This is a genomic window from Mycobacterium sp. 852002-30065_SCH5024008, assembly GCF_001665645.1.
In the GTDB taxonomy this organism is placed as follows: domain Bacteria; phylum Actinomycetota; class Actinomycetes; order Mycobacteriales; family Mycobacteriaceae; genus Mycobacterium; species Mycobacterium paraffinicum.
Window position 1 is genome coordinate 1 of sequence record NZ_LZSZ01000051.1, and the last position, 24,733, is coordinate 24,733.

27 protein-coding genes and 1 pseudogene are annotated in these 24,733 nt (G+C 68.2%); 20 read left to right on the forward strand and 8 right to left on the reverse strand.

The features are described from left to right. Positions 1 to 270, forward strand: a 270-nt coding sequence (locus tag A5781_RS25805) for a hypothetical protein (protein WP_197503715.1), incomplete at its 5' end; no start/stop codon positions are given. Positions 271 to 298: 28 nt separating this feature from the next. On the opposite strand, the gene A5781_RS26070 is transcribed toward A5781_RS25805, so the two are convergent. Beyond that, complete coding sequence (locus A5781_RS26070; RefSeq protein WP_231990640.1) at positions 299 to 553, reverse strand: hypothetical protein; 255 nt, start codon at positions 551 to 553, stop codon at positions 299 to 301. On the opposite strand from A5781_RS26070, the gene A5781_RS26075 reads away from it, so the two are divergent. Beyond that, complete coding sequence (locus A5781_RS26075) at positions 537 to 1,154, forward strand: hypothetical protein (RefSeq protein ID WP_231990641.1); 618 nt, start codon at positions 537 to 539, stop codon at positions 1,152 to 1,154. The two genes, A5781_RS26070 and A5781_RS26075, sit on opposite strands and share 17 nt — an antisense overlap. 24 nt (positions 1,155 to 1,178) lie before the next feature. On the opposite strand, the gene A5781_RS05435 is transcribed toward A5781_RS26075, so the two are convergent. Continuing rightward, on the reverse strand, positions 1,179 to 3,005 hold the full coding sequence (locus A5781_RS05435; protein WP_067202358.1) for an acyl-CoA dehydrogenase: 1,827 nt from the start codon (positions 3,003 to 3,005) through the stop codon (positions 1,179 to 1,181). Positions 3,006 to 3,272: 267 nt separating this feature from the next. On the opposite strand from A5781_RS05435, the gene trxA reads away from it, so the two are divergent. The 4 genes from trxA to A5781_RS05455 are packed head-to-tail and all read left to right on the forward strand — an operon-like array spanning position 3,273 to position 6,442. After that, positions 3,273 to 3,626 carry a thioredoxin gene (trxA, locus tag A5781_RS05440; protein WP_067202429.1) on the forward strand — a complete coding sequence of 118 codons (354 nt, stop codon included), beginning with the start codon at positions 3,273 to 3,275 and terminating at the stop codon, positions 3,624 to 3,626. A gap of 53 nt (positions 3,627 to 3,679) precedes the next feature. Then, entirely contained in the window at positions 3,680 to 4,489 is an 810-nt protein-coding gene (locus A5781_RS05445; RefSeq protein ID WP_067202362.1) for an enoyl-CoA hydratase, read from the forward strand. A gap of 21 nt (positions 4,490 to 4,510) precedes the next feature. Then, positions 4,511 to 6,139, forward strand: a complete 1,629-nt coding sequence (locus A5781_RS05450) for an ABC-F family ATP-binding cassette domain-containing protein (RefSeq protein WP_067202365.1) — start codon at positions 4,511 to 4,513, stop codon at positions 6,137 to 6,139. A gap of 57 nt (positions 6,140 to 6,196) precedes the next feature. After that, positions 6,197 to 6,442 carry a helix-turn-helix domain-containing protein gene (locus A5781_RS05455; protein WP_255360803.1) on the forward strand — a complete coding sequence of 82 codons (246 nt, stop codon included), beginning with the start codon at positions 6,197 to 6,199 and terminating at the stop codon, positions 6,440 to 6,442. A 38-nt stretch (positions 6,443 to 6,480) separates the two neighbouring features. Here A5781_RS05455 and A5781_RS05460 read toward each other — a convergent pair whose 3' ends face one another. Further along, on the reverse strand, positions 6,481 to 7,062 hold the full coding sequence (locus A5781_RS05460; protein WP_067202368.1) for a TetR/AcrR family transcriptional regulator: 582 nt from the start codon (positions 7,060 to 7,062) through the stop codon (positions 6,481 to 6,483). Positions 7,063 to 7,071: 9 nt separating this feature from the next. Beyond that, positions 7,072 to 9,891, reverse strand: coding sequence for an aconitate hydratase (locus A5781_RS05465; RefSeq protein ID WP_197503718.1), 2,820 nt, complete (start codon positions 9,889 to 9,891; stop codon positions 7,072 to 7,074). Positions 9,892 to 10,080: 189 nt separating this feature from the next. Between A5781_RS05465 and A5781_RS05470 the strand changes: the two genes are divergently transcribed. From A5781_RS05470 to A5781_RS05510, 9 genes are all read left to right on the forward strand, one after another. Continuing rightward, positions 10,081 to 10,623: a DUF6676 family protein gene (locus A5781_RS05470; protein ID WP_067202374.1), complete on the forward strand. Its 543-nt coding sequence runs from the start codon at positions 10,081 to 10,083 to the stop codon at positions 10,621 to 10,623. Positions 10,624 to 10,863: 240 nt separating this feature from the next. Continuing rightward, on the forward strand, positions 10,864 to 12,300 hold the full coding sequence (gene ripA / locus A5781_RS05475) for an NlpC/P60 family peptidoglycan endopeptidase RipA (RefSeq protein WP_067202377.1): 1,437 nt from the start codon (positions 10,864 to 10,866) through the stop codon (positions 12,298 to 12,300). Between the two features lie 25 nt (positions 12,301 to 12,325). After that, entirely contained in the window at positions 12,326 to 13,060 is a 735-nt protein-coding gene (gene ripB, locus A5781_RS05480; protein WP_067202379.1) for an NlpC/P60 family peptidoglycan endopeptidase RipB, read from the forward strand. A gap of 152 nt (positions 13,061 to 13,212) precedes the next feature. Next, positions 13,213 to 14,346, forward strand: a complete 1,134-nt coding sequence (locus tag A5781_RS05485) for a MoxR family ATPase (protein ID WP_067202383.1) — start codon at positions 13,213 to 13,215, stop codon at positions 14,344 to 14,346. A 38-nt stretch (positions 14,347 to 14,384) separates the two neighbouring features. After that, positions 14,385 to 15,296: a DUF58 domain-containing protein gene (locus A5781_RS05490; RefSeq protein WP_369817681.1), complete on the forward strand. Its 912-nt coding sequence runs from the start codon at positions 14,385 to 14,387 to the stop codon at positions 15,294 to 15,296. Further along, positions 15,293 to 16,300 carry a VWA domain-containing protein gene (locus A5781_RS05495; protein ID WP_067202390.1) on the forward strand — a complete coding sequence of 336 codons (1,008 nt, stop codon included), beginning with the start codon at positions 15,293 to 15,295 and terminating at the stop codon, positions 16,298 to 16,300. The genes A5781_RS05490 and A5781_RS05495 overlap by 4 nt, the downstream gene beginning before the upstream one ends. Positions 16,301 to 16,421: 121 nt before the next feature. Then, positions 16,422 to 17,189: a 3-oxoacyl-ACP reductase FabG1 gene (gene fabG1, locus A5781_RS05500; protein ID WP_067202393.1), complete on the forward strand. Its 768-nt coding sequence runs from the start codon at positions 16,422 to 16,424 to the stop codon at positions 17,187 to 17,189. A 34-nt stretch (positions 17,190 to 17,223) separates the two neighbouring features. Continuing rightward, positions 17,224 to 18,033 (forward strand): NADH-dependent enoyl-ACP reductase InhA, encoded by an 810-nt coding sequence (gene inhA, locus A5781_RS05505; protein ID WP_066958259.1) that lies wholly within the window; start codon positions 17,224 to 17,226, stop codon positions 18,031 to 18,033. Positions 18,034 to 18,039: 6 nt separating this feature from the next. Beyond that, positions 18,040 to 19,050 carry a ferrochelatase gene (locus A5781_RS05510; RefSeq protein ID WP_067202397.1) on the forward strand — a complete coding sequence of 337 codons (1,011 nt, stop codon included), beginning with the start codon at positions 18,040 to 18,042 and terminating at the stop codon, positions 19,048 to 19,050. Between the two features lie 76 nt (positions 19,051 to 19,126). Here A5781_RS05510 and A5781_RS05515 read toward each other — a convergent pair whose 3' ends face one another. Continuing rightward, a complete protein-coding gene (locus A5781_RS05515) occupies positions 19,127 to 20,053 on the reverse strand; it encodes a hypothetical protein (RefSeq protein ID WP_067202400.1) in 927 nt (308 codons plus the stop codon). 57 nt (positions 20,054 to 20,110) lie between these two features. Here A5781_RS05515 and A5781_RS05520 point away from each other — a divergent pair, with 57 nt between their 5' ends. From A5781_RS05520 to A5781_RS05530, 3 genes are read left to right on the forward strand one after another with little or no spacing between them, the layout of a single operon-like run. Next, on the forward strand, positions 20,111 to 20,548 hold the full coding sequence (locus A5781_RS05520; RefSeq protein WP_067202403.1) for an NfeD family protein: 438 nt from the start codon (positions 20,111 to 20,113) through the stop codon (positions 20,546 to 20,548). Positions 20,549 to 20,597: 49 nt separating this feature from the next. Next, on the forward strand, positions 20,598 to 21,746 hold the full coding sequence (locus tag A5781_RS05525; protein WP_067202406.1) for an SPFH domain-containing protein: 1,149 nt from the start codon (positions 20,598 to 20,600) through the stop codon (positions 21,744 to 21,746). 9 nt (positions 21,747 to 21,755) lie between these two features. Beyond that, complete coding sequence (locus tag A5781_RS05530) at positions 21,756 to 22,112, forward strand: DoxX family protein (RefSeq protein ID WP_067202409.1); 357 nt, start codon at positions 21,756 to 21,758, stop codon at positions 22,110 to 22,112. On the opposite strand, the gene A5781_RS05535 is transcribed toward A5781_RS05530, so the two are convergent. From A5781_RS05535 to A5781_RS24830, 3 genes are all read right to left on the reverse strand, one after another. Next, positions 22,109 to 22,525 (reverse strand): nitroreductase family deazaflavin-dependent oxidoreductase, encoded by a 417-nt coding sequence (locus A5781_RS05535; RefSeq protein ID WP_231990642.1) that lies wholly within the window; start codon positions 22,523 to 22,525, stop codon positions 22,109 to 22,111. The two genes, A5781_RS05530 and A5781_RS05535, sit on opposite strands and share 4 nt — an antisense overlap. Before the next feature lie 65 nt (positions 22,526 to 22,590). After that, complete coding sequence (locus A5781_RS05540) at positions 22,591 to 22,857, reverse strand: hypothetical protein (RefSeq protein WP_067202416.1); 267 nt, start codon at positions 22,855 to 22,857, stop codon at positions 22,591 to 22,593. Positions 22,858 to 22,955: 98 nt separating this feature from the next. Further along, on the reverse strand, positions 22,956 to 23,345 hold the full coding sequence (locus A5781_RS24830; RefSeq protein WP_082939218.1) for a hypothetical protein: 390 nt from the start codon (positions 23,343 to 23,345) through the stop codon (positions 22,956 to 22,958). A gap of 264 nt (positions 23,346 to 23,609) precedes the next feature. Between A5781_RS24830 and A5781_RS05550 the strand changes: the two genes are divergently transcribed. Then, on the forward strand, positions 23,610 to 24,323 hold the full coding sequence (locus tag A5781_RS05550; protein WP_369817680.1) for a response regulator transcription factor: 714 nt from the start codon (positions 23,610 to 23,612) through the stop codon (positions 24,321 to 24,323). Continuing rightward, positions 24,320 to 24,661 (forward strand): annotated as a pseudogene (locus A5781_RS05555) (two-component sensor histidine kinase); the annotation flags it as partial. The gene A5781_RS05550 and the pseudogene A5781_RS05555, both read left to right, overlap by 4 nt. Positions 24,662 to 24,733 lie beyond the last annotated feature (72 nt).

A 24,733-nucleotide genomic window follows, 5' to 3' on the forward strand; every position in this document is an offset into this window, starting at 1 on the left:
GGTGCCGGGGGCGGGGCCGCGCTTGGCGCCGCGCTGGACGGGGCGGCCGCCGGCACCGAGGACTTGACGGGGCTGCTGGATTTCGTGTCGCTCGAACGGCACATGGCGACGCACAGCAGGATCACCGCGACGACGGCGACGAGCGCAAGCCGGGCGAGCCGGGGTTTCACCGGGGTGGCAGGCATCGTCACATCTCCGATCGCGCGGTTAACCGTCGCCAGCGAATACCCAGGCGAGCGCGGTTATCACCACCGCGCCCGCCTGGAGTGACGGTAATCTCAGCCGGTCTCGGCCTCGGTCAGCCGCCCTGGCCGGGCTGCTTGGGCTTGCCGCATTTGCCGTCGGTGGACTGCCGCACGTTGATGCTGGTCGCCTGGAGCGCGCCCCCGTTGTCCATCGTTCCGCGCGCCCAGAGGCACTTACCCTGCGCAATCGCATCGGCGGTCGCGGAGGCCTGCTTGCTGTACTTGGTCTTGCCATCGACCGTCACCGCGGTCTGCGTGGTGTTGCCGCTGGGGTCGGTGCCGGTGACGTTGATGGTGTTACCCGACACCGACGCCACCGAGCCGCGGACCGGGGCCGGCTTCGGGGCCGGCGCGGGTGAGCCCGGGGGCGCCGGGGTGGTGGAACTCGGTCCCGAACCCTGCCCCGCCGGCTTGGCCGGGCAGGCGCCGTTCACGGAGGGGCTGACCTTCACGGACGCCGCGGTGACGGGCTGGCCGCCCTGGGCCGGCTGGGTCGGCCGCACGGTGACGCAGCTGCCGGAGGTGACGTCGGTCAGCGCGGCGGGCGTGGTCTCGGTGACCTTGGTGGTCGAGGTGAAGTTGACCGCGGCGGTGGAATTGTCTTCCTTGGTGACCCGGATGGAGTTGCCCGCCACCGACGCGATCAGGCCGCTGACCCGGGCTTCGCCGCTGGCCGGGGCCGGCGACGTGGTCGTCGAGGTCACCACCGAGGTGGACGTCGAGGTCGACGTCGTCGGGGTTGCTTTGTTGGACGAACTGCACGCGGCGACGGACAACGCGGCGACCCCGGTGACCGCGAGGATCGCGAACCGGGTGCGCCGGGGCGTTGGACAGCTGGCAGACATCAACGTTTCTCCAATCATGGTTGGACCCAACGGAATGGTTATTACCCGTCGAAGCTGTAGCTAACCTGTGTGTGTAATGCGGGGGCGGTCAGAACGCCTGTTCCGGAACGCGCATGATCTCGCCGTCGATGGACTCGATGACTTTGCGCAGGGCTGTGAGCTTCGGAAGCATGTTCTTGGCGAAGAACGCCGCGGTCGCCACCTTGCCCCGATAGAAGGCGGCGTCGGTGCCGCCCGCGTCGGCCAACGCCGCGTGCGCGACCCCCGCCTGCACCAGCAATCGCCAGCCGATCAGCAGATCGCCCACCGCGAGCAGGTAGCGCACCGATCCGAGCCCCACCTTGTAGATCTCGCCTGCGTGCTGCGCGGCGGACATCAGGTATCCGGTCAACGCGCCCGTCATCGCCATGACCTCGTCGAGCGCGGTCTGCAGCAGTTGGGCCTGCGGCTTGAGGGCCTCGTCGCAGGCATCGATGGTCTCGGTGATCTGAGCCGTTACGAACTGCAGGGCCTCGCCGCGGTCGCGAACGATCTTGCGGAAGAAGAAATCCAGCGCCTGGATCGCGGTGGTGCCCTCGTAGAGGGAATCGATCTTGGAGTCCCGGATGTACTGCTCGAGGGGATAGTCCTGCAGGAAGCCCGAACCGCCCAGCGTCTGCAGCGACTCGGTGAGGATTTCGTAGGCCCGTTCGGAGCTCACGCCCTTCACGATCGGCAGCAGTAAGTCGTCGACGCGGTGCGCCATCCCGTGGTCTGCCCCCGAAACATGTTGCGCCACAGCGTCATCCTGGTGCGCGGCGGCGTAGAGGTACAGCGCCCGCAAACCCTCGGCGTAGGCCTTCTGCGTCATCAGGCTGCGGCGCACATCGGGGTGGTGGATGATGGTGACCCGCGGCGCGGTCTTGTCGGCCATCTGCGTCAGGTCTGCGCCCTGCACCCGCTCTTTGGCGAAGGCCAGCGCGTTCAGATAGCCCGTGGACAGGGTGCCGGCGGCCTTCACGCCGATCGTCATGCGCGCGTGCTCGATCACGGTGAACATCTGCGCGATCCCGTTGTGCACGTCGCCGACCAGGTAACCGACGGCGGGCGAATCCGTTGCACCGAAGGTCAATTCGCATGTCGGGGAGGACTTGATCCCCATTTTGTGTTCCAGCCCTGTGGCGAAGACCCCGTTGCGCGCGCCGAGTTCGAACGTGTCCGGGTCGAACAGGAATTGCGGGACGTAGAAGAGGCTAAGCCCTTTGGTGCCCGGGCCGGCGCCCTCCGGCCGGGCCAGCACCAGGTGAAAGACGTTGTCGGCGGTGGTGCCCACGTCCCCGCCGGAGATGAACCGCTTGACGCCCTCGATATGCCAGGTGCCGTCGGGCTGTGCGATGGCCTTGGCCCGACCGGCGCCGACGTCGGAGCCCGCGTCGGGCTCGGTGAGCACCATGGTGGCCGCCCAGCCGCGCTCCACGCCCTCCGCCGCCCAGCGTCGCTGCTCCTCGTTGCCCTCGACGTACAGGGCCTGTGCCATCAACGGGCCGAGGCAGAAGAAGTTGGCGGAAGGGTTGGCGCAGAGGATCATTTCGTTGACCGCCCACGCCAGCGGTGGCGGTGCGGCCATGCCGCCGATCTCTTCGTCGAGCATCAGTCGCCACCAGCCGGCTTCCTTGATCACCTGCACGGTCTTGACCAACTCGTCCGGCACGGTGATCGTGTGCTCGGCGGGGTCGAAGACCGGCGGGTTGCGGTCGGCGAACGCGAAGGACTCGGCCACCGGGCCCTCCGCCAGGCGGGCGGCCTCGGCCAGGATCGTTCGCGCCGTTTCCACGTCGAGGTCGCTATAGCTTCCGGTGCCCAGCACAGCGCCCACGCCGAGCACTTCGAACAGGTTGAACTCGAGATCACGGACGTTAGCGATGTAGTGGCCCAACGCGATTTCCTCACTGGTCCCTGAGGCGGCGAATCGTCCGCATCAGTCTGTCCGACGTGGGAAAACGTACGCAACCGTAACCTACGGCGGGCCGCGGGCCGGTTACGCGTCAATGTCGTCACGGCGAACCGGGCGCGAGCCCGCATCCTTTGCGCGGCAGGCAAACCTGGGAACGGGGTTCGGATGGCCCGGCAGGTCCGGCGTGGTCGGGCATCAGCGGCCTGGCAACCGGGGAACATCACGTCGCGTTCGGGCGTTATGGCAAATGTGACAACACTCGATCTCACCGCTGAGAAGTTCAACGAAACCATCGAGGGCAACGACATCGTGCTCGTCGATTTCTGGGCGTCCTGGTGCGGGCCGTGCCGCCAGTTCGGGCCCACATTCGAGGCGTCCGCGCAGAAGCACCCCGACATCGTGCACGCCAAGGTCGACACCGAGGCCGAGCAGCAGCTGGCCGCGGCCGCCCAGGTCCGTTCCATCCCCACGCTGATGGCCTTCAAAAAGGGCAAACTGCTGTTCAACCAGGCCGGGGCGCTGCCGCCGGCTGCTCTCGAAGACTTGGTGCAGCAAATCAAGGCGTTCGACGTCGACGCGGCCCAGGCCGGTCAAGCCGAATAGCCCCGACACCGCTGCGCGCAGGGCGGCGCCCGGCTACGCGCTAGGTTGCTTGGGTGAGTCTGGTACTGGTAGAGCACCCGCGGCCCGGCGTCGCGCTGATAACCCTCAATCGGCCCGAGCGGATGAACTCCATGGCTTTCGACGTCATGGTGCCGCTCAAAGAGGCCCTGGAGAAGGTCAGGTACGACAATTCGGTGCGCGTGGTCGTGCTGACCGGGGCGGGCCGCGGTTTCTCCTCGGGCGCCGACCACAAGTCCGCGGGCTCTGTGCCCCACGTCGAGGGGCTGACCCGCCCGACCTACGCGCTGCGTTCCATGGAGATCCTCGACGAGGTCATCCTGGGGCTGCGCCGCCTGCATCAGCCGGTGATCGCCGCGGTCAACGGCCCGGCCATCGGCGGCGGGTTGTGTTTGGCGCTGGCCGCCGACATCCGGGTCGCCTCGACGGGTGCGTACTTTCGCGCGGCCGGCATCAACAACGGCCTGACCGCCAGCGAACTGGGGCTGAGCTACCTGCTGCCCCGGGCCATCGGCTCGTCGCGGGCGTTCGACATCATGCTGACCGGCCGCGATGTCACCGCGGAGGAGGCCGAGCGCATCGGGCTGGTGTCGTGCCAAGTGCCCGACGAGCAGCTGCTGGACACCTGCTACGCCATCGCCGCGCGGATAGCGGCGTTCTCACGGCCGGGAATCGAGTTGACCAAGCGCACACTGTGGAGTGGACTGGACGCCGGTAGCCTGGAAGGGCACATGCAAGCCGAGGGCTTGGGTCAGCTGTTCGTTCGTCTGCTCACCGCCAACTTCGAAGAAGCGGTTGCCGCGCGCGCGGAGCGACGCCCGCCGGTATTCACCGACGACAAGTAGCCGTAGGAAAAGGGAGAAGATGTGATCACTGCCACGGACCTCGAGGTCCGCGCTGGTGCGCGCATCCTGCTCTCACCCGACGGTCCGGATCTGCGCATTCAGCCGGGCGACCGCATCGGGCTGGTCGGCCGCAACGGCGCGGGCAAGACGACGACTCTGCGCATCCTGGCGGGGGAGACCGAGCCGTATGCAGGCGCCGTCGCGCGCGCCGGTGAAATCGGTTATCTGCCACAGGATCCCAAAGAAGGCGACCTCGAGGTGCTGGCCCGCGACCGCGTCCTGTCGGCCCGCGGCCTGGATGTTCTGCTCACCGATCTGGAAAAGCAGCAGGCGTTGATGGCCGAGGTCGCCGACGACGACGCCCGGGACCGCGCCATCCGCCGCTACGGGCAGCTGGAGGAGCGGTTCGTCGCGTTGGGCGGCTACGGCGCCGAGAGCGAGGCCAGCCGCATCTGCGCCAGCCTCGGACTGCCGGACCGGGTGCTGACGCAGAAGCTGCGCACGCTGTCCGGCGGGCAGCGCCGCCGGGTGGAGCTGGCGCGCATCCTGTTCGCCGCGTCCGACACCGGGGCGGGATCGTCGACCACCCTGCTGCTCGACGAGCCGACCAACCACCTGGACGCGGATTCCGTGGGTTGGCTGCGCGATTTCCTCCGATCGCACACCGGCGGCCTGGTCATCATCAGCCACAACGTCGAGCTGCTCGCCGATGTGGTGAACCGGGTGTGGTTCCTGGACGCCGTGCGCGGCGAGGTCGACGTCTACAACATGGGCTGGCAGAAGTACCTGGACGCCCGGGCCACCGACGAACAGCGGCGGCGTCGTGAACGCGCCAACGCCGAACGCAAGGCCGCCGCGTTGCGCACGCAGGCCGCCAAGCTGGGCGCCAAGGCCACCAAAGCCGTTGCGGCACAGAACATGTTGCGCCGCGCCGACCGGATGATGGCCGCGCTCGACGAGGAGCGGGCCGCCGACAAGGTGGCCCGGATCAAGTTCCCCACCCCGGCCCCGTGCGGGCGCACGCCGTTGGTCGCCAAGGGACTGAGCAAGTCGTACGGGTCGCTGGAGGTGTTCAGCGGTGTCGATCTGGCCATCGACCGCGGTTCTCGGGTGGTGGTGCTGGGGCTGAACGGGGCCGGCAAGACCACACTGCTGCGTCTGCTGGCCGGCAGCGAGGAGCCCGACACCGGCGGGCTGGAGCCCGGACACGGTTTGCGCATGGGCTATTTCGCACAGGAGCACGACACGCTCGACAACGACGCGAGCGTCTGGGAGAACATCCGGCACGCCGCACCGGATTCGGGTGAGCAGGATCTGCGCGGCCTGCTGGGCGCGTTCATGTTCAGCGGGCCGCAACTCGACCAGCCGGCGGGCACCCTGTCGGGTGGTGAGAAAACCCGGCTCGCGCTAGCGGGCCTGGTGGCGTCGACGGCGAACGTCCTGCTGCTCGACGAGCCGACGAACAACCTCGATCCCGCCTCGCGCGAACAGGTGCTGGACGCGCTGCGCAGCTACCAGGGTGCGGTGGTGCTGGTGACGCACGACCCGGGCGCCGCCGAAGCCCTCGACCCGCAGCGCGTTGTGCTGCTGCCCGACGGCACCGAGGATTTCTGGTCCGACGAATACCGGGACTTGATCGAGCTCGCCTGACTTCTGGGTGCTTTTCGGCCAATTCCGCCCGCGGCCGACGGCGGGTTCTTACTCTGGGTGCTTGTCGATCGTGTTCGGGCGCGGAGGGCATCCATGAAAAGGACACTGCAAAGGTCGAAGCAGACCCGGGAACAGTTGCTGTTCGAGCTGCGCAACGCCTACGAGGGCGGGGCCAGCATCCGCACGCTGGCCGCGTCCACCGGCAGGTCGTACGGATCGGTGCACAGCATGCTGCTCCAGGCCGGCGCCACGATGCGCGGCCGCGGCGGGCCCAACCACACCTCGCGATCCGCGCGGGTATAGCGTCACTGCGAAATCACGTCCCCTTGTTCGCAGTGACGCTATGCCTGCGGCCCAGAGTCGTTGCGGCGCACCGAATTCTCCACCAGGTCGAGCACGGCGGATAACCGGCGCGGATCTTCGCCTGACGCCAGCCGGGCCACCAGGCCGTCGAGCACCAACTCCAGGTAGCACTGCAAAACGTCGCCGGGAACGTCGTCGCGGACCCGGTGCGCCTCCTTCTGCCGGCGCAATCGATCGGTCGTCGCCGCCGCCAGTTCCGCTGACCGCTCCGCCCAACCTCGGCTGAACTCCGGATCGTTACGCAGCTTGCGTGCGATCTCCAACCTGGTCGCCAGCCAGTCGAACTGCTCCGGCGCGGCGAGCATGTCGCGCATCACCTGGATGAGGCCCGCGCGCGACGCCACGTCGGCCATCCGCTCGGCATCTTCGCGCGCCAGCGCGAAGAACAGCGCGTCCTTGTCGCGGAAGTGGTGGAAGATCGCACCGCGCGACATCCCGATCGCCTGTTCCAGCCGCCGCACCGTGGCCTTGTCATAGCCGTATTCGGCGAAGCAGCGGCGAGCACCGTCGAGGATCTGGCGGCGGCGCGCCGCCAGATGGCCCTCGCTTACCTTGGGCACGACTTGGGACTAGCCGGACTTCAGCATGTTGCGCAGCACGTACTGCAGGATGCCGCCGTTGCGGTAGTAGTCGGCCTCTCCCGGAGTGTCGATGCGCACCACCGCGTCGAACTCGACCGGGTCGCCGCCATCCTTGGTGGCTTTGACGCGCACCGTCTTTGGCGTCTTGCCGTCATTGAGTGCCTCGATGCCGGTGATGTCGAACACCTCGGTGCCGTCCAGCCCCAATTCCTTGGCGGACTTGCCCTCCGGGAACTGCAGCGGGATCACGCCCATGCCGATCAGGTTGGAGCGGTGGATGCGCTCGAACGACTCGGCGATCACCGCGCGCACGCCCAGCAGCAGCGTGCCCTTGGCCGCCCAGTCGCGTGAGGAGCCGGACCCATATTCCTTACCGCCCAGCACCACCAGCGGAATGTCCTGCGCCGCATAGTTTTGCGCGGCGTCGTAGATGAACGCCTGCGGCGCGCCGTCCTGCGTGAAGTCGCGGGTGTAGCCGCCGGAAACGTCGTCGAGCAACTGGTTGCGGAGCCGGATGTTGGCGAAGGTGCCGCGGATCATCACCTCGTGGTTGCCGCGCCGGGAGCCGAAGGAGTTGTAGTCCTTGCGATCGACGCCGTGCTCGTCGAGGTACTGCGCCGCGGGCGTCCCCGGCTTGATGGCACCGGCGGGGGAGATGTGGTCGGTAGTCACCGAGTCGCCCAGCAGCGCCAGCACCCGCGCACCGGTGATGTCGCTGACCGGCTCCGGCTCCGCCGACATCCCCTCGAAGTACGGGGGCTTGCGCACGTAGGTCGAATCCTGGTTCCACTCAAAGGTATTGCCGCTCGGGGTGGGCAGGTTGCGCCAGCGCTCGTCGCCCTTGAACACGTCGGCGTAGTTCTTGGTGAACATCTCCTGGCTGATCGCCGAGGCGATGGTGTCCGACACGTCCTTCTGCGACGGCCAGATGTCTTTGAGGAAGACGTCGTTGCCGTCCTTGTCGGTGCCCAGCGGCTGCTGATCGAAGTCGAAGTCCATGCTCCCGGCCAACGCGTAGGCGACCACCAGCGGCGGGGACGCCAGGTAGTTCATCTTCACGTCGGGGTTGATCCGGCCCTCGAAGTTGCGGTTACCGGACAGCACCGCCGACACCGACAGGTCGTTGTCGTTGATCGCCTTGGAAATCTCCTCGGGCAAAGGGCCGGAGTTACCGATGCACGTGGTGCAGCCGTAGCCGACGAGGTAGAAGCCGAGCTTCTCCAAATACGGCCACAGGCCGGCCTTGTCGTAGTAGTCGCTGACCACCTGCGAACCGGGCGCCATCGAGGTCTTCACCCACGGTTTGGACGCCAACCCCTTCTCGACGGCATTGCGGGCCAGCAGCGCCGCACCGAGCATCACCTCGGGGTTGGAGGTGTTGGTGCACGACGTGATGGCCGCGATCACCACCGCGCCGTGGTCGAGCTCGAACTCGCCGCGGTCCTCGGACTTCACCCGCACCGGGTTGCTGACCCGGCCCTTGGCATGTGCCGCAGCCGATTCGAACTTCGGGGCGTCGTCGGCGTGACCGTTCTCCAGCGCCCCGGGGTCGCTGGCCGGGAAGGACTCGTCGACGGCCTCGTCGAGCTTGGAGTACTCCTTCTTGTCCGGGTCGTCGCCGACGTAGTCGCCGATCTGCGCGCGGAACGTGGACTTCGCGTCCGACAACGCGATTCGGTCCTGCGGGCGCTTCGGCCCGGCGATCGACGGCACCACGTCGGACAGGTTCAGTTCGAGGTATTCGGAGAAGGCCGGCTCGTGCTTGGGGTCGTGCCACATGCCCTGCTCTTTGGCGTACGCCTCGACCAGCGCCAGCTGCTCTTCGTTGCGGCCGGTGAACCGCAGGTAGGAGATGGTCTCCTCGTCGATCGGGAAAATCGCTGCGGTGGAACCGAATTCGGGGCTCATGTTGCCCAGGGTGGCGCGGTTGGCCAGCGGCACCTCGGCCACGCCCTCGCCGTAAAACTCGACGAACTTGCCGACGACGCCGTGCTTGCGCAGCATCTCGGTGACGGTCAGCACGACGTCGGTGGCGGTGACGCCCGCCTGGATCTCACCGGTCAGCTTGAACCCGACGACTCGCGGGATCAGCATCGAGACCGGCTGGCCGAGCATCGCGGCCTCGGCCTCGATGCCGCCGACGCCCCAGCCCAGGACGCCGAGGCCGTTGACCATCGTGGTGTGCGAGTCGGTGCCCACGCAGGTGTCGGGATACGCCACTCCGTCGCGCTCCATCACGACACTTGCCAGGTACTCGATGTTCACCTGGTGGACGATGCCGGTGCCCGGCGGCACCACCTTGAAGTCGCGGAAAGCGCCTTGGCCCCAACGCAAGAACTGGTAGCGCTCCCCGTTGCGCTGGTACTCGATTTCGACGTTGCGCTCGAAGGCGTCGGCGGTGCCGAACAGATCGGCGATCACCGAGTGGTCGATCACCAGGTCGGCCGGCGCCAGCGGGTTCACCTTCTCCGCCTTGCCGCCGAGGTCGCCGATGGCCTCACGCATGGTGGCCAAGTCGACGATGCACGGCACCCCGGTGAAGTCCTGCATCACCACGCGGGCGGGCGTGTACTGGATCTCAATGCTGGGCTCCGCCTTGGGATCCCAGTTCGCGATGGCCTCGATGTGATCCTTGGTGATGTTGGCGCCGTCCTCGTTGCGCAGCAGATTCTCGGCGAGGACTTTGAGGCTGTAGGGGAGTTTCTCGGTGTTGGGGACGGCGTCGAGGCGATAGATCTGATAACTCTTGTCGCCGACCTTGAGGGTGTCGCGTGCTCCGAACGAGTTCACAGAATCTTCTTTAGTCACTTCAACTCCCGGGATTAAGTTCTCCGGCCGACGGGCCGTGTCGGCGGTGCGGTGCTACTTTAACAGTACGCTTGTCCTGCATTACGGCGGGGCGCCCGTAGGTCCAGTCTTATCGCGTAAGTCGGCGGTTTAAACCCCCCGAAATGAAGTCGCGTACGGTGCCTGTAGCGCTACGGCAGGAGGGACATCATGACCTTGCACCCGGTGCTACCCGTCTACATCCCGCAAGACGTCGACATGACCGCGGTCAAGGCCCAGGTCGCCGCCACCGGCGTCAGCGCGCCGGCGGCGGACATGCCCGGCCTGCTGCACATCGTCGACGAGGCCCATGCCAAGGGCATCAACCTCAAGATCGTGCTGCTCGACCACAACCCGCCGAACGACACCCCGCTGCGCGACATCTCCACCGTGGTCGGCGCCGACTACCACGACTCCACCGTCCTGACGCTGAGCCCGAACTACGTCGGCAGCTACAGCACCCAGTTCCCGCGGGTGACACTCGAGGCCGGCGAGGACATCGCCAAAACGGGCAACCCGGTGGTCTCGGCGCAACACTTCGTCAACGAGCTGAGCGCCCCGGAATTTCCCTGGACCGGCCTGACCATCTTCCTGTTGCTCGCCGTGCTCGCGGCGGCCGTCGGGGCCCGGATCCTGCAGGTGCGCAGCCGACGCTCAGCAACCCCGGCGGATTCGGCCGGAGCGCAGGAAGTGACGCCCACCAACACGGCCTAGCCATGCGCATCCGCCCCAGCCTGCCCCATCGGTCGGCCCCCCGGACGTCGTCGCGGCAAACACGGTAGATAACTGTTCGGTCACATTAAACGCACGTAGAGAGTGCGATTTCTGTGGAGCGTTTGCACGCCCAAAGGTGTGACGTACGGTGCAAATGATGCTGGTGTTGTCTTTGGCGCCCTTAACGAACTCTGTGGCCGGCGCCGCCCGTCGCGTTGAGCCGTAGGAGACCTGAGTCGAATGAGACGCACACGCCGGGGCTCTACTGCGCAGCCGGTCGCAAGGCTGGTCCGGCCGGTCGTGCCGTCGGTCGTGAGCGTGGCCCTGCTGCTGTGCACGCCCGGGCTCGCACACGGTGATCCCGCGGCCGACAGCTTGGCCGGGTTGATCGCCAACGTCGCCAAGGCCAACCAGCGCCTGGAAAACCTGAGCGCCGAAATTCAGACCGAACAGGAGAGCGTCAATAAGGCACTGGTCGACGTCGAGACCTCCCGCGACAACGCCGCCGCCGCCCAACACGATCTGGAGACCAGCCAGCAGTCGGTCAAAGACGCCAACGCCGCGATCGCCGCGGCGCAGCAGCGGTTCGACACGTTCGCGGCGGCCACCTATATGAATGGCCCGTCGAGCGCTTACCTGACCGCCAGCAGCCCCGACGACATCATCGCCACCGAGGCGGCCGCCAAGACTTTGTCCGCGAGTTCCCAGACGGTGATGGCCAAGCTGCAGCGGGCGCGGACCGAACAGGTGAACAACGAATCGGCGGCGCGGCTGGCCAAGCGGAAGGCCGACAAAGCCGCGGCCGACGCCAAGGGCAGTCAGGATGCCGCGGTGGCGGCGCTGACCGATTCCAAGCGTAAGTTCGACGAACAGCGCGACCAGGTCGCTCGCCTGGCCGCCGAACGTGACGAGGCTCAGGCCAAACTCGAAGCGGCCAAACGGCAATGGGCTTCCGGCCCGGGCGGTCCCGCGGCTCCGGTGTCGGGCGACCGGTGGGAGACCGGCTCGCCGGGCGCGCCGGCGCCGCAGGCCGGGGCCCGCCGCTGGGACGGTGGGTGGGACCCCACCCTGCCGATGATTCCCAGCGCGAACGTCCCGGGTGACCCGATCGCGGTCATCAACCAGGTGCTGGGCATCTCGGCCACCTCGACGCAGGTCACCGCCGGGCTGGGCCGCAACTTCCTGCAGCAGATCGGCATCCTCAAGCCCGACGACACCGGCATCACCAACGCGGCGCCGGGTGGAACGTCCGGGCGGATCCCCCGGGTCTACGGGCGACAGGCCAGCGAGTACGTGATCCGGCGCGGGATGTCGCAGATCGGCGTGCCCTACTCCTGGGGCGGCGGCAACGCGGCCGGGCCGAGCAAGGGCATCGACTCCGGGGCCGGCATCACCGGCTTCGACTGTTCGGGGCTGGTCCTGTACTCCTTCGCCGGGGTGGGCATCAAGTTGCCGCACTACTCGGGCTCGCAGTACAACCTGGGCCGCAAGATCCCGTCCTCGCAGATGCGCCGCGGCGACGTGATCTTCTACGGCCCCGGCGGCAGCCAGCACGTGACGATCTACCTCGGTGACGGCCAGATGCTCGAGGCTCCCGACATCGGTCTGAAGGTCCGTGTCGCGCCGGTGCGCACCAGCGGTATGACGCCCTACGTGGTCCGCTACATCGAGTGGTGAACGAATGAGCACTGAACGGGGAGCTATGCGCCGCAAGCGGATTCGTCTGATCAACTTCGCCCGGATCACCACCGTGGTGACCGGGCTGATGTTGTCTGTCGCCGCCCCGACGCCCATCGCCGTGGCCGACCCCGGCGGGTGGGATCCCACCCTGCCGGCGACGATCAGCGCGGGCGCCCCCGGGGACCCGCTTGCCGTCGCCAACGCCTCGCTGCAGGCCACCGCGCAGGCCACCCAAACGACGATGGACCTGGGCAGGCAATTCCTCGGCGGCCTCGGAATCAACATCCTGGGCGACCCGGCTCCCACCGCGGCCAGCCCCACCAATCCCGGCGCCAAGATCCCGCGTGTCTACGGTCGGCAGGCCATCGAGTACGTGATCAAGCGGATGGGGTCGCAGATGGGCGTCCCGTACTCGTGGGGTGGTGGCTCGCTGGACGGTCCCAGCAAGGGCGTCGGCGACGGCGCCAACATCAACGGCTTCGACTGCTCGGGGCTGATGCGCTACGGCTTCGCCGGGGCCGGCGTGCTGATCCCGCGGTTCTCCGGTGACCAGTACAACGCGGGCCGGCACATCCCGCAGGACCAGGCCAGGCGCGGTGACCTCATCTTCTACGGGCCGAACGGCGGCCAGCACGTCACCATGTATCTGGGCAACGGCCAGATGCTGGAGGCGTCCAGCCTCGCCGGCAAGGTGACCGTCAGCCCGGTTCGCACGCCCGGCATGACGCCGTTCCTGACTAGGATCATCGAGTACTGATCCAGGTGTGTTCGCCCGGCGGGATCCCGGGGGCGAACCACCAGCGTCGACGGAATCCGGTGGGCCTGGAATAGTTGGACGCGGGCACGTCGCGGCCCCACGAAAGTCGTGGTGCAAGCAGTCGTGTCCGATTGAGCTGTGGAGGGTTATTGATGACAGCAGCAGGTGGGCCGCCTCCGGGCGCCAGCGGTTACTCGGGCCCGGGTGGTCCTTCCGGCTCGCCGGCCCATGACGCGCCGTCCGGCGGCGGCAACGGCCTGGCCGCCGAGGTCCACACCCTGGAGCGGGCCATCTTCGAGGTCAAGCGGATCATCGTCGGGCAGGACCAGCTCGTCGAGCGCATGCTGGTCGGTCTGCTCTCCAAGGGGCACGTGTTGCTCGAGGGTGTCCCCGGCGTGGCCAAGACGCTGGCCGTCGAGACCTTCGCCAAGGTCGTGGGCGGCACGTTCGCCCGCATCCAGTTCACGCCCGACCTGGTGCCCACCGACATCATCGGTACCCGCATCTACCGGCAGGGCAAGGAAGAGTTCGACACCGAGCTCGGCCCGGTGGTGGTGAACTTCCTGCTCGCCGACGAGATCAACCGCGCGCCCGCCAAGGTGCAGTCGGCGCTGCTGGAGGTCATGCAGGAACGCCAAGTGTCCATCGGTGGCAAGAGGTTCCCGCTGCCCAACCCGTTCCTGGTGATGGCCACCCAGAACCCGATCGAGCACGAGGGCGTGTACCCGCTCCCCGAGGCCCAGCGGGACCGCTTCCTGTTCAAGATCAACGTGGGCTACCCGTCCCCGGAAGAGGAGCGGGAGATCATCTACCGGATGGGTGTGCGGCCGCCGGAGCCCAAGCAGATCCTGAACACCGGCGACCTGTTGCGGCTGCAGGACATCGCGGCCAACGGCTTCGTCCACCACGCGCTGGTCGACTACGTGGTGCGCGTCGTCATGGCCACCCGTTATCCCGAGCAACTCGGGATGAACGACGTCAAGACGTGGATCTCGTTCGGTGCGTCCCCGCGTGCCTCGCTGGGCATCATCGCGGCGTCCCGCTCGCTGGCGCTGGTGCGCGGCCGCGACTACGTGATCCCGCAAGACGTCGTGGACGTCATTCCCGACGTCCTGCGGCACCGATTGGTGCTCACCTACGACGCGCTCGCCGACGAGATCTCGCCGGAGATCGTCATCAACCGGATCCTGCAGACGGTCGCCCTGCCTCAGGTGAACGCCGTTCCGCAGCAAGGGCAGTCGGTGCCCCCGGCGATGCAGGCCGCCGGCGCGGCTAGCGGTCGGTGACCGACCCCCAGCAGCCGGCGGTGCCGCATCCGCCATCGATGCAGCGCGGGCAGATCGTCGACCCGAAGCTGGCGGCGGCGCTGCGGCAGCTCGAGCTGACGGTCAAGCGCAAGCTCGACGGCGTCCTGCACGGCGACCACCTCGGCCTGATCCCCGGGCCGGGCTCGGAGCCGGGGGAGTCACGCGAGTACCAGCCCGGCGACGACGTCCGGCGGATGGACTGGGCCGTGACCGCGCGCACCATGCACCCCCACGTCCGGCAGATGATCGCCGACCGCGAGCTGGAGACCTGGATGGTGGTCGACATGTCGGCCAGCCTGGACTTCGGCACCGTCGGGTGCGAGAAGCGGGACCTGGCGGTCGCGGCCGCGGCCGCGATCACGTTCCTCAACAGCGGCGGCGGCAACCGGCTGGGCGCGCTGATCGCCAACGGCGAGACGATGGTCCGGGTCCCGGCGCGCTCCGGGCGCCAGCACGAGCAGACGCTGCTGCGCACCATCGCCACCACCCCCAGGGCGCCGGTCGGGGTGCGCGGTGACCTGGCGATGGCCATCGACGCGTTGCGCCGCCCGGAACGCCGCCGCGGCATGGCGGTGATCATCAGCGACTTCCTGGGGCCGATCAACTGGATGCGCCCGCTGCGCGCGATCGCGGCAAGGCACGAGGTGCTTGCCATTGAGGTGCTCGACCCCCGCGACGTCGAACTGCCCGACATCGGCGACGTCGTGCTGCAGGACGCCGAGTCCGGCGTGACCCGCGAATTCACCATCGATGCGCAGCTGCGTGACGATTTCGCCAAGGCGGCCGCGGCGCACCGCGCCGAGGTGGCGCGCACCATCCGCAGCTGCGGGGCCCCGGTGCTGGCGCTGCGCACCGACCGCGATTGGATCGCCGACATCGTCCGTTTCGTCGAGTCCCGCAGGCGCGGTGCATTGGCGGGGCGGCAGTGACATTGCCGCTTTTCGGCCCGATGTCCTTGTCGGGCTTCGAACACTCGTGGTTCTTCCTGTTCCTGCTTGTGGTCGCCGGGCTCGCCGCGATGTACGTGCTCATGCAGCTGGCGCGACAGCGGCGGATGCTGCGATTCGCCAACATGGAGCTGTTGGAAAGCGTTGCGCCCAAACGGCCTTCGCGGTGGCGGCACGTGCCGGCCATCCTGCTGGTGGCGTCGCTGGTGCTGTTCACCATCGCGATGGCCGGGCCGACGCACGACGTCCGCATTCCACGCAACCGCGCGGTGGTGATGCTGGTGATCGACGTGTCGCAGTCGATGCGGGCCACCGACGTGCAGCCCAACCGGATGGCGGCCGCACAGGAGGCGGCCAAGCAGTTCGCCGACGAGCTGACACCGGGCATCAACCTGGGGCTGATCGAGTATGCGGGGACCGCCACCGTGCTGGTGCAACCGACGACCAACCGGGAGGCGACCAAGAACGGGCTGGACAAGCTGCAGTTCGCCGACCGCACCGCCACGGGCGAGGGCATCTTCACAGCGTTGCAGGCCATCGCGACCGTGGGCGCGGTGATCGGGGGTGGCGACAAGCCGCCGCCGGCGCGCATCGTGTTGTTCTCCGACGGCAAGGAGACGATGCCGACCAACCCGGACAACCCGAAGGGCGCGTTCACCGCCGCGCGCACCGCCAAAGACCAGGGTGTGCCCATCTCGACGATTTCGTTCGGCACTCCGTATGGCTTCGTCGAGATCAACGACCAGCGCCAGCCCGTGCCCGTCGACGATTCCACGATGAAGAAGGTTGCCGAGCTCTCCGGCGGGAGCTGGTACAGCGCCGGTAGCTTGACCGAGCTGAAAAACGTGTACGCGACGCTGCAGCAGCAGATCGGCTACGAGACGATCAAAGGCGACGCCAGCGTCGGCTGGGTGCGGCTGGGTGCGCTGGTGTTGGCGTTGGCGGCCTTGGCGGCGCTGCTCATCAACCGCCGCCTGCCGACGTAATTGCCCCCTTTGACCCCGAGCTGGGGGTACCGCCCGCTTGCGGGGGACACGCCAGCGTGACTCGGGCTACATCCCAGGGGGACATTTCAACCACGCGGGACCCAGGCGCTAGGTTGACGGGGTGACTGACACGGCCACCGAGAACACCACCGAAAGTGCCGCCGACGGCGGCAAACCCGCATTCGTATCCCGTTCGGTCCTGGTGACGGGCGGAAACCGGGGAATCGGTCTGGCGATCGCGCGGCGGCTGGCAGCCGACGGCCACAAGGTTGCCGTCACGCACCGCGGATCCGGGGCGCCCGACGGGCTGTTCGGCGTCGTGTGTGACGTCACCGACAACGATGCGGTCGACCGCGCCTTCAAAGAGGTCGAGGAGCACCAGGGTCCGGTCGAGGTGCTGGTGTCCAACGCCGGCATCTCGAAGGACGCCTTCCTCATCCGGATGACCGAGGAGCGTTTCGAGGAGGTCATCAACGCCAACCTCACCGGGGCGTTCCGCGTGGCACAGCGGGCGTCGCGCAGCATGCAACGCAAGCGGTTCGGCCGCATCATCTTCATCGGGTCGGTGTCCGGCATGTGGGGCATCGGCAACCAGGCCAACTACGCGGCCGCCAAGGCCGGCCTGATCGGCATGTCCCGCTCGATCTCCCGCGAGCTGTCCAAGGCCGGGGTGACCGCCAACGTGGTCGCCCCCGGATACATCGACACCGAGATGACCCGCGCGCTGGACGAGCGGATCCAGGCGGGCGCACTGGAATTCATCCCGGCCAAGCGGGTCGGCACCGCCGAGGACGTCGCCGGGGCGGTCAGCTTCCTGGCGTCCGAGGATGCGGGCTACATCGCCGGGGCGGTCATCCCGGTCGACGGCGGCATGGGCATGGGCCACTGAATTCACCTAAGACACAAGGACATTAAGGACAGACATGGCAGGACTGCTCGACGGCAAACGGATTCTGGTCTCCGGGATCATCACCGACTCGTCGATCGCGTTTCACATCGCCAAGGCGGCCCAGGAAGCGGGGGCGCAGTTGGTGCTGACCGGGTTCGACCGGTTGCGCCTGATCCAGCGCATCGCCGACAGGCTGCCGGAGAAGGCCCCCCTGATCGAACTCGACGTGCAGAACGAGGAGCATCTCAACAGCCTCGCCGAGCGGGTTACCGCCGAGATCGGTGAGGGCAACAAGCTGGACGGGGTGGTGCACTCGATCGGCTTCATGCCGCAGACCGGGATGGGTATCAACCCGTTCTTCGACGCGCCCTACGAGGACGTTTCCAAGGGCATCCACATCTCCGCGTATTCGTATGCGTCGCTGGCCAAGGCGCTGCTGCCGATCATGAACCCCGGCGGGTCCATCGTCGGCATGGACTTCGACCCCAGCCGGGCCATGCCGGCCTACAACTGGATGACGGTGGCCAAGAGCGCGCTGGAATCGGTCAATCGGTTCGTCGCCCGCGAGGCAGGCAAGTTCGGGGTGCGCTCGAATCTCGTTGCAGCGGGCCCCATCCGGACGCTGGCGATGAGCGCGATCGTCGGCGGTGCGCTCGGCGAGGAGGCCGGCGCCCAGATGCAGCTGCTGGAAGAGGGCTGGGACCAGCGCGCACCGATCGGCTGGAACATGAAGGACCCCACACCGGTCGCCAAAACGGTGTGCGCCCTGCTCTCGGACTGGCTACCGGCCACCACCGGCACCATCATCTTCGCCGACGGCGGCGCCAGCACCCAATTGCTGTAAGCGCTAATGGAATTCGATGCCGTCCTGCTGCTGTCCTTCGGTGGCCCGGAGGGGCCCGAGCAGGTGCGGCCGTTCCTGGAGAACGTCACCCGCGGCCGCAACGTGCCGCCCGAACGCCTAGACGACGTCGCACAGCACTACCTGCATTTCGGTGGGGTGTCACCGATCAACGGGATCAACCGCGCCCTGATCGCCGAGCTCCAGGCGGAGCAGGACCTGCCGGTCTACTTCGGCAACCGCAACTGGGATCCCTATGTTGAAGAAACCGTAAAAAACATGCGCGACAACGGCGTTCGGCGTACCGCGGTGTTCACCACGTCGGCATGGAGTGGCTACTCGAGCTGCACGCAGTACACCGAAGACATCGCCCGGGCGCGCCGCGCGGCCGGACCCGACGCGCCCGAGCTGGTCAAGCTACGGCCCTACTTCGACCACCCGCTCTTCGTCGAGATGTTCGCCGGCGCCGTCGCGGCGGCGGCACAGAGCGTGCCCGATGGCGCGAGGCTGGTGTTCACCGCCCACTCGGTTCCGGTGGCCGCCGACCGGCGCCTGGGCCCGAGGCTGTACAGCCGTCAAGTCGCCTATGCCGCAAGGCTTGTCGCGGCCGAGGTGGGATACTCCGATTTCGATCTGGCCTGGCAGTCGCGTTCGGGCCCGCCGCAGGTGCCGTGGCTGGAACCCAGTGTCGAGGACCATCTCTCCGCGCTGGCCGGGGCGGGCACCGAGGCCGTCATCGTCTGCCCGATCGGGTTTGTCGCCGACCACATCGAGGTGGTCTGGGATCTTGACGAGGAGTTGCGAACCCAGGCCGAGGCGGCGGGGCTGGCGTTCGCCCGGGCCGCCACGCCCAACGCCGATCGCCGATTCGCCCGGCTGGCCGCCGATCTCATCGATGAGCTGCGCACCGGCCGGCAGCCGGCCCGGGTGGCCGGCCCCGACCCGGTGCCCGGTTGTTTGGCCAGCGTCGACGGCGCGCCGTGCCGTCCGCCGCACTGCGTCGCCTCGGAAGCGGGCTAGCGGGGATCGCGAGCGCGGCATAGCCGGGCGAAGTCCCCCGCAAGCGGGAGATGCCCCCAGGTCGCCGCCATCAGGGCTAGTCAGCCCACGCCGAGTGCAGGATCGCGGTGACGGCGGCCATCCGCGCCGAACGCACCACCGCGGTCAGCGGCCGCAGCGCGTCGCTGGCGATGCGGGCCTCCGAAGACGATTGGGTGCCGAACGGCTCCGGGCCGGCGACGACGGGGGCGGTGAACCGCTCCGGCGAGTCGGGTGACCGACTGAGTCCGGCGCTGACCGCGACGATGGCGTCGACGTGCGCGGCATTCTCCAGCACCCGCAGCGCCCGGGTCGGCGCATGTTCGGGAACCCGGTGCTGCCGTGTGGATTCCAGCAGTTGCTCGACGAGTCCCCGCGGATCGTCGATGTCGGCCGCGGCCGTTCCCAGCCCGATGGCGCCGAGCGCGTCGGCGGCGGACCGGACTGCCGAGCGCAGCTCGTATTCGGCATCGCCGAGCTCGTAATGGTCGAGAACCGGCGCGCCCGGCAGCGAGTACACCGTCCAGCCCACCGTGCACAGATCGGCGAAGTCCTCCGGCTCGTCGTCGTAGGAGAACTCGGGGACCAGCCCGACGGCGGTGGCGGGATCGTGCGGATTGGCGACGATGATCGCCTCGCCCGCGGCCAGGGCGTCACGCTCGAACTGCGTCCCGGGGGCAAGCCCGCGCACGTCGCCGGGCACGGGCAAAAGCATATTGATCGTCCCGCGCAGCCGGCCCGGGCCATCCGGAGTGGGCGCCGACCGGCCGACCGCCGCGCGCAGCGTCTGCAGCAGAGTCACCGTTCCGGCGTCGTGCACATCGGGCCACGGTAGCCCGGTGTGACCGGCGGCGACCGCATCATACGCAGTAACCGATTGCTTTGGCGCCCATACCGATAACGCGTCCAAGACGTCGTCGGGCGCGGCCTTGCCTGCGAGCCAGGCGTTGGCCCACAGGGACAGCGAGACACTGGGACACCACACGATTCCGCAGTGTAGTTGTTTTGCCCGGCAAAGGCGGATCACGCGTATTCTGGCCGCATGCACGCCGCGGTGCTTTGGCTAATATTTGCGCTGGTGCTTGCCGGTGCGGAGGCGCTCACCGGCCATATGTTTTTGGTGATGCTCGGCGGCGGTGCGCTGGCCGCGGCAATCACAAGCTGGCTGACGGATTGGCCCGGCTGGGCGGACGGGATCGTGTTCCTCGTCGTTTCGGTGCTGCTCCTGGTGCTGGTCCGCCCGGCGCTGCGGCGGCAACTGACGCCCGCGCACGTGCCGCAGATGGGTATCGAGGCGCTGGAGGGCAAGAACGCATTGGTGCTCGAGCGAATCGCCCGCGACGGGGGCCAGGTGAAGCTCGACGGCGAGGTGTGGACCGCGCGTCCGCTCAACGATGCGGATGTATACGAACCGGGGGAGTCGGTGACCGTCTTGCAGATCGACGGCGCCACGGCGGTGGTCTTCAAGAGCGGTCCATAACGGCTGCGCGAGGACGCTGCCAGAGACCCTGGTAGAGAAAGGAACTCCCGTGCAAGGTGCGGTTGCTGGTTTGGTGTTGCTGGTCGTCTTGGTGATATTCGCCATTGTCGTGGTGGCCAAGTCGGTGGCCCTGATACCGCAGGCGGAGGCCGCGGTGATCGAGCGGCTGGGTCGATATAGCCGGACGGTCAGTGGTCAGCTGACGTTGTTGGTGCCGTTCATCGACCGGGTCCGCGCGCGGGTGGACCTGCGCGAGCGGGTGGTGTCGTTCCCGCCGCAGCCGGTGATCACGGAGGACAACCTGACCCTCAACATCGACACCGTGGTCTACTTCCAGGTCACCGTGCCGCAGGCGGCCGTCTACGAGATCAGCAACTACATCGTCGGCGTGGAGCAGCTCACCACCACCACGCTGCGCAACGTGGTGGGCGGCATGACGCTCGAGCAGACACTGACGTCACGCGACCAGATCAACGGTCAATTGCGCGGCGTGCTCGACGAGGCGACCGGTCGCTGGGGCCTGCGGGTCGCCCGGGTCGAGTTGCGCAGCATCGACCCGCCGCCGTCCATCCAGGCGTCGATGGAAAAGCAGATGAAGGCCGACCGCGAGAAGCGAGCGATGATCTTGACTGCCGAAGGTAACCGGCAGGCCGCGATCACCCAGGCCGAAGGCGCGAAGCAGGCGCAGATCCTGGCCGCCGAGGGCGCCAAGCAGGCCGCGATCCTGGCCGCCGAGGCCGAACGGCAGTCACGCATGCTGCGCGCCCAAGGTGAGCGCGCCGCGGCCTACCTGCGGGCGCAGGGGCAGGCCAAGGCCATCGAGAAGACGTTCGCCGCGATCAAGGCCGGCAGGCCCACCCCGGAGATGCTGGCCTACCAGTACCTGCAGACGCTGCCGGAGATGGCGCGCGGCGACGCCAACAAGGTGTGGGTGGTGCCGAGCGACTTCAACGCGGCGCTACAGGGATTCACCAGAATGCTGGGCACGCCCGGCCAGGACGGAGTGTTCCGGTTCGAGCCCTCCCCGGTCGACGACACACCTCAGCACGCCGCCGAATCGGACGACGCGGACGTCGCCGACTGGTTCTCCACCGAGACCGACCCCGCGATCGCCCAGGCGGTGGCCAAGGCCGAAGCGAGCGCCCGCCAGCCGGTGGACGGCACGCTGCCGGGGACGCCGCCGCAGTTGGCCCAATAGGATTGCCGGATGAGCCTTTTCACTTCGCCGAAGACCTACGTGGCGCTCGGCGCCTTCCACGCCGTGGACGCCGTCTTGTGCGGTGTCCAGGTGGCACCGATCAGGAAGGTTCTCGATGACGTCGGGTTGCCGGAGAACGTTCGGCCGGTGCTGCCGGCGGTGAAGGGGGCAGCCGCCGTGGGCTTGCTGTCGGTCAGCCGGTTCCCGGTCCTGGCGCGGGTGACGACGGCGATGCTGACGGTCTATTTTGTCTTGGCGCTCGGCGCGCACATCCGCGTCCGCGACAAGGTCGTCAACGCCCTCCCGGCCGCGGTGTTCCTCGCTACGTTCGCCGTGATGACGGCGAAGGGGCCGGACCGCAACTAGTCCAGGCGCAACTCGACCAGTGGTAGCGGTGTGTCGGTTTCGGTGATCGGTACCCCGAGCGTTTCCTCCAGCACCGGCCTCATCTGTTCCCAGGCCTGGCGATGGCGGCTGACGTAGGCGGCCAGCGCGCGATCGGCCTCCTGTTGGTCGAGGATGCGGGCGGTAGCGCGCCTGGGCGCCTGGCTGCCCGCGTAGACACGCACCCGCGGGTTGGCCTGGATGTTGCGGAACCACTGCGCCTTTCGGCCGAATCCGGAGGCGACGACGTAAGTGTCCGGAGAGGAGTGCCCGACCACCTCCAGCACCACATAGCGCGCGGCGCCGGACTTGCGGCCAACGTGCTCGAGCATCAGCAGGCGCGAGCCGAACAACGCGCCCGCGCGGGCCTGGTAGATCCAGATCGGCGCGCGCATGAGTCGACGCGACCGCAGCACGCGTGCGCCGAGCCTGGGCAGAAAAGACGCGGGTTGCCCAGCCATTAGGCGTGTGGCCCAGGCGGCAGGGGTGGGGCGGGGACGATGCCCGGCACGGACGTGGGGGCCGGCGGCGACGGGTAGACGCACCCGCCGCCCGCCTGCGACGACAGCGGCGGCGGGTAGGGCGGCGGCGGAAGCTGGACCCGGACCGTCCAGACCAACCCGGTGATCGCGAAGGCGGCGAGCGCGCCGAGCACCAGTCCGGCCAGCCCGGCGACGGCGGCGACGCCGGCCGGGAAGCGGCGGGTTCCGATGTTGTCCGAGGTCATGCGGCTCTCCACTGTCGTCGGATGTCGGTAATCCAGACGCTACTGGCGAGACAGCTGCCGCCGTCACGATTTGATGGATCGTGACGGCGGCAGGCTGGTCAGCTGTGCGGAGACGGTTGCGCCGGTGGCGGGGAGGCCTCGCCGGGAGGAGGCGGCCCGAACCCGTGCGGCGGCCCAGGCGGCCCGGGCGGGCCGGGCGGCGGCGCAAACCCGAAGCCGCCCATGGGCCCGCCCATCGGCGGGGGAGGCGGTCCGTGCTGCAGCGCCATCATCGGCGGTGGCCCAGGCGGTAGCGGCGGCCCGGGCGGCCCGGCGGTGATGATCCAGGCGAAGGCGATCGCCGCGATGGTGCCGGCCGCGCCGATCAGCGCGCCCGCCACCCCGACGCCGACCACCACTCCGGTCGAGTGGCGGCGAGGCTCACGTGGGGGATGGGCGGCCGGCGGCGGTGCGGGTGGATGGGTGTCGATGTCGTCGTTTGTGGTCATGGCACCGGACGGTAGGAGCCGGAACTGAAGTGGACCTGAAGAAACTGACACCCCGTGAGTCACTTGTGTCACCAGCGAAGGTGAGTGGCGTTGTGCCCGCCTCAGAGCGACAACGCGAGGAGGCTACCCGGGGAGCGGGCTTGTCGCTCTGAGGCGGGCAATTCGTCGCATCCCTACGTTCTTGGGATTAGTGGGGCTGCGGTGACAGACGGGTCCACGCGACGCTTCAGGTTGGTTTCAGAACCGGCGCCGACAATGGGAGGCATGACGAACAGCCCCCGGGTCGCCGCCGGCCAGTTCAGCGTCGGCGCGCCCCGGGTCCTGGTGGTCGAAGACTCCGAGACGATTCGCGAAATGGTCAGCGAGGCGCTCACCGACGTCGGCTATCACACCGTCGGCCGCCGTGACGGCGACGAGCTCGAGGAGGCGCTGGACGGGCTGCGGCCGGACCTGGTGGTGCTCGACGTCATGCTGCCGGGGCGCGATGGGTTCGACCTCATCGGCGTCATCCGCGACTGGGGCGACGTCGGGATCGTCTTGATCACGGCGCGCGACGGCCTGCAAGATCGGCTGCGCGGCCTGGACGGCGGGGCCGACGATTACGTGATCAAACCGTTCGAGCTGGCCGAACTGGTCTCGCGGGTCGGCGCGGTGTTGCGCCGGCGCGGGCGGCTGCCGCAAGTCGTTCAGCTCGGCGACCTGATGCTCGACTCCGACGCCGGCCTGGCCGCGCGCAATGGTCGTCGCCTCGACCTGACGGCAACCGAGTTGCGGCTGCTGGCCTTCCTCGTGGAGCAGCGCGGCCGCATCGTCAGCGCCAGCCAAATCCTGAACGCCGTGTGGGGGTACGACGCCTACGACCCCAACCTGGTCCAGGTGCACGTGAGCGGCTTGCGGCGCAAGCTCGAAGCCCACGGGCCGCGGATACTTCACACCGTGCGCGGCATCGGCTACCGGCTGCAACCCCAGCGATCATGACGACTCGGACTCCCTCCCTGCAGCGACGGGTGACGCTGGTGGTGGTGGCGTTGCTGGCCCTGCTGTTGCTGGTGCTCGGCGTGACCATCGATTTGAGCCTGGGAGTTCTCGCCCGCAGGAATCTGCACGACCGGCTGCTCGCGGCGGCGTCGCGCGCCGAGGCGCTGGACGCCGCGCACACCTCGCCCGATCTGTTGGCCGCCGAGCTGAACGGCGGTGGCGTGCGCGCGCTGCTGGTCACCGCCGACGGCGCCAGCTACGGCGATCGCGGCATCAGTCCCGACACCGTCGCCGGACCCGTGGTCCCGCCGCCCTTTCCGCCCCCGCCGCCCTTTGCCTGTCTCTTATACACATCTCCGAGCCCACGAGACGGAGCTACATCGCGTATGGCGTGTTCTGCTTGAAAAAAA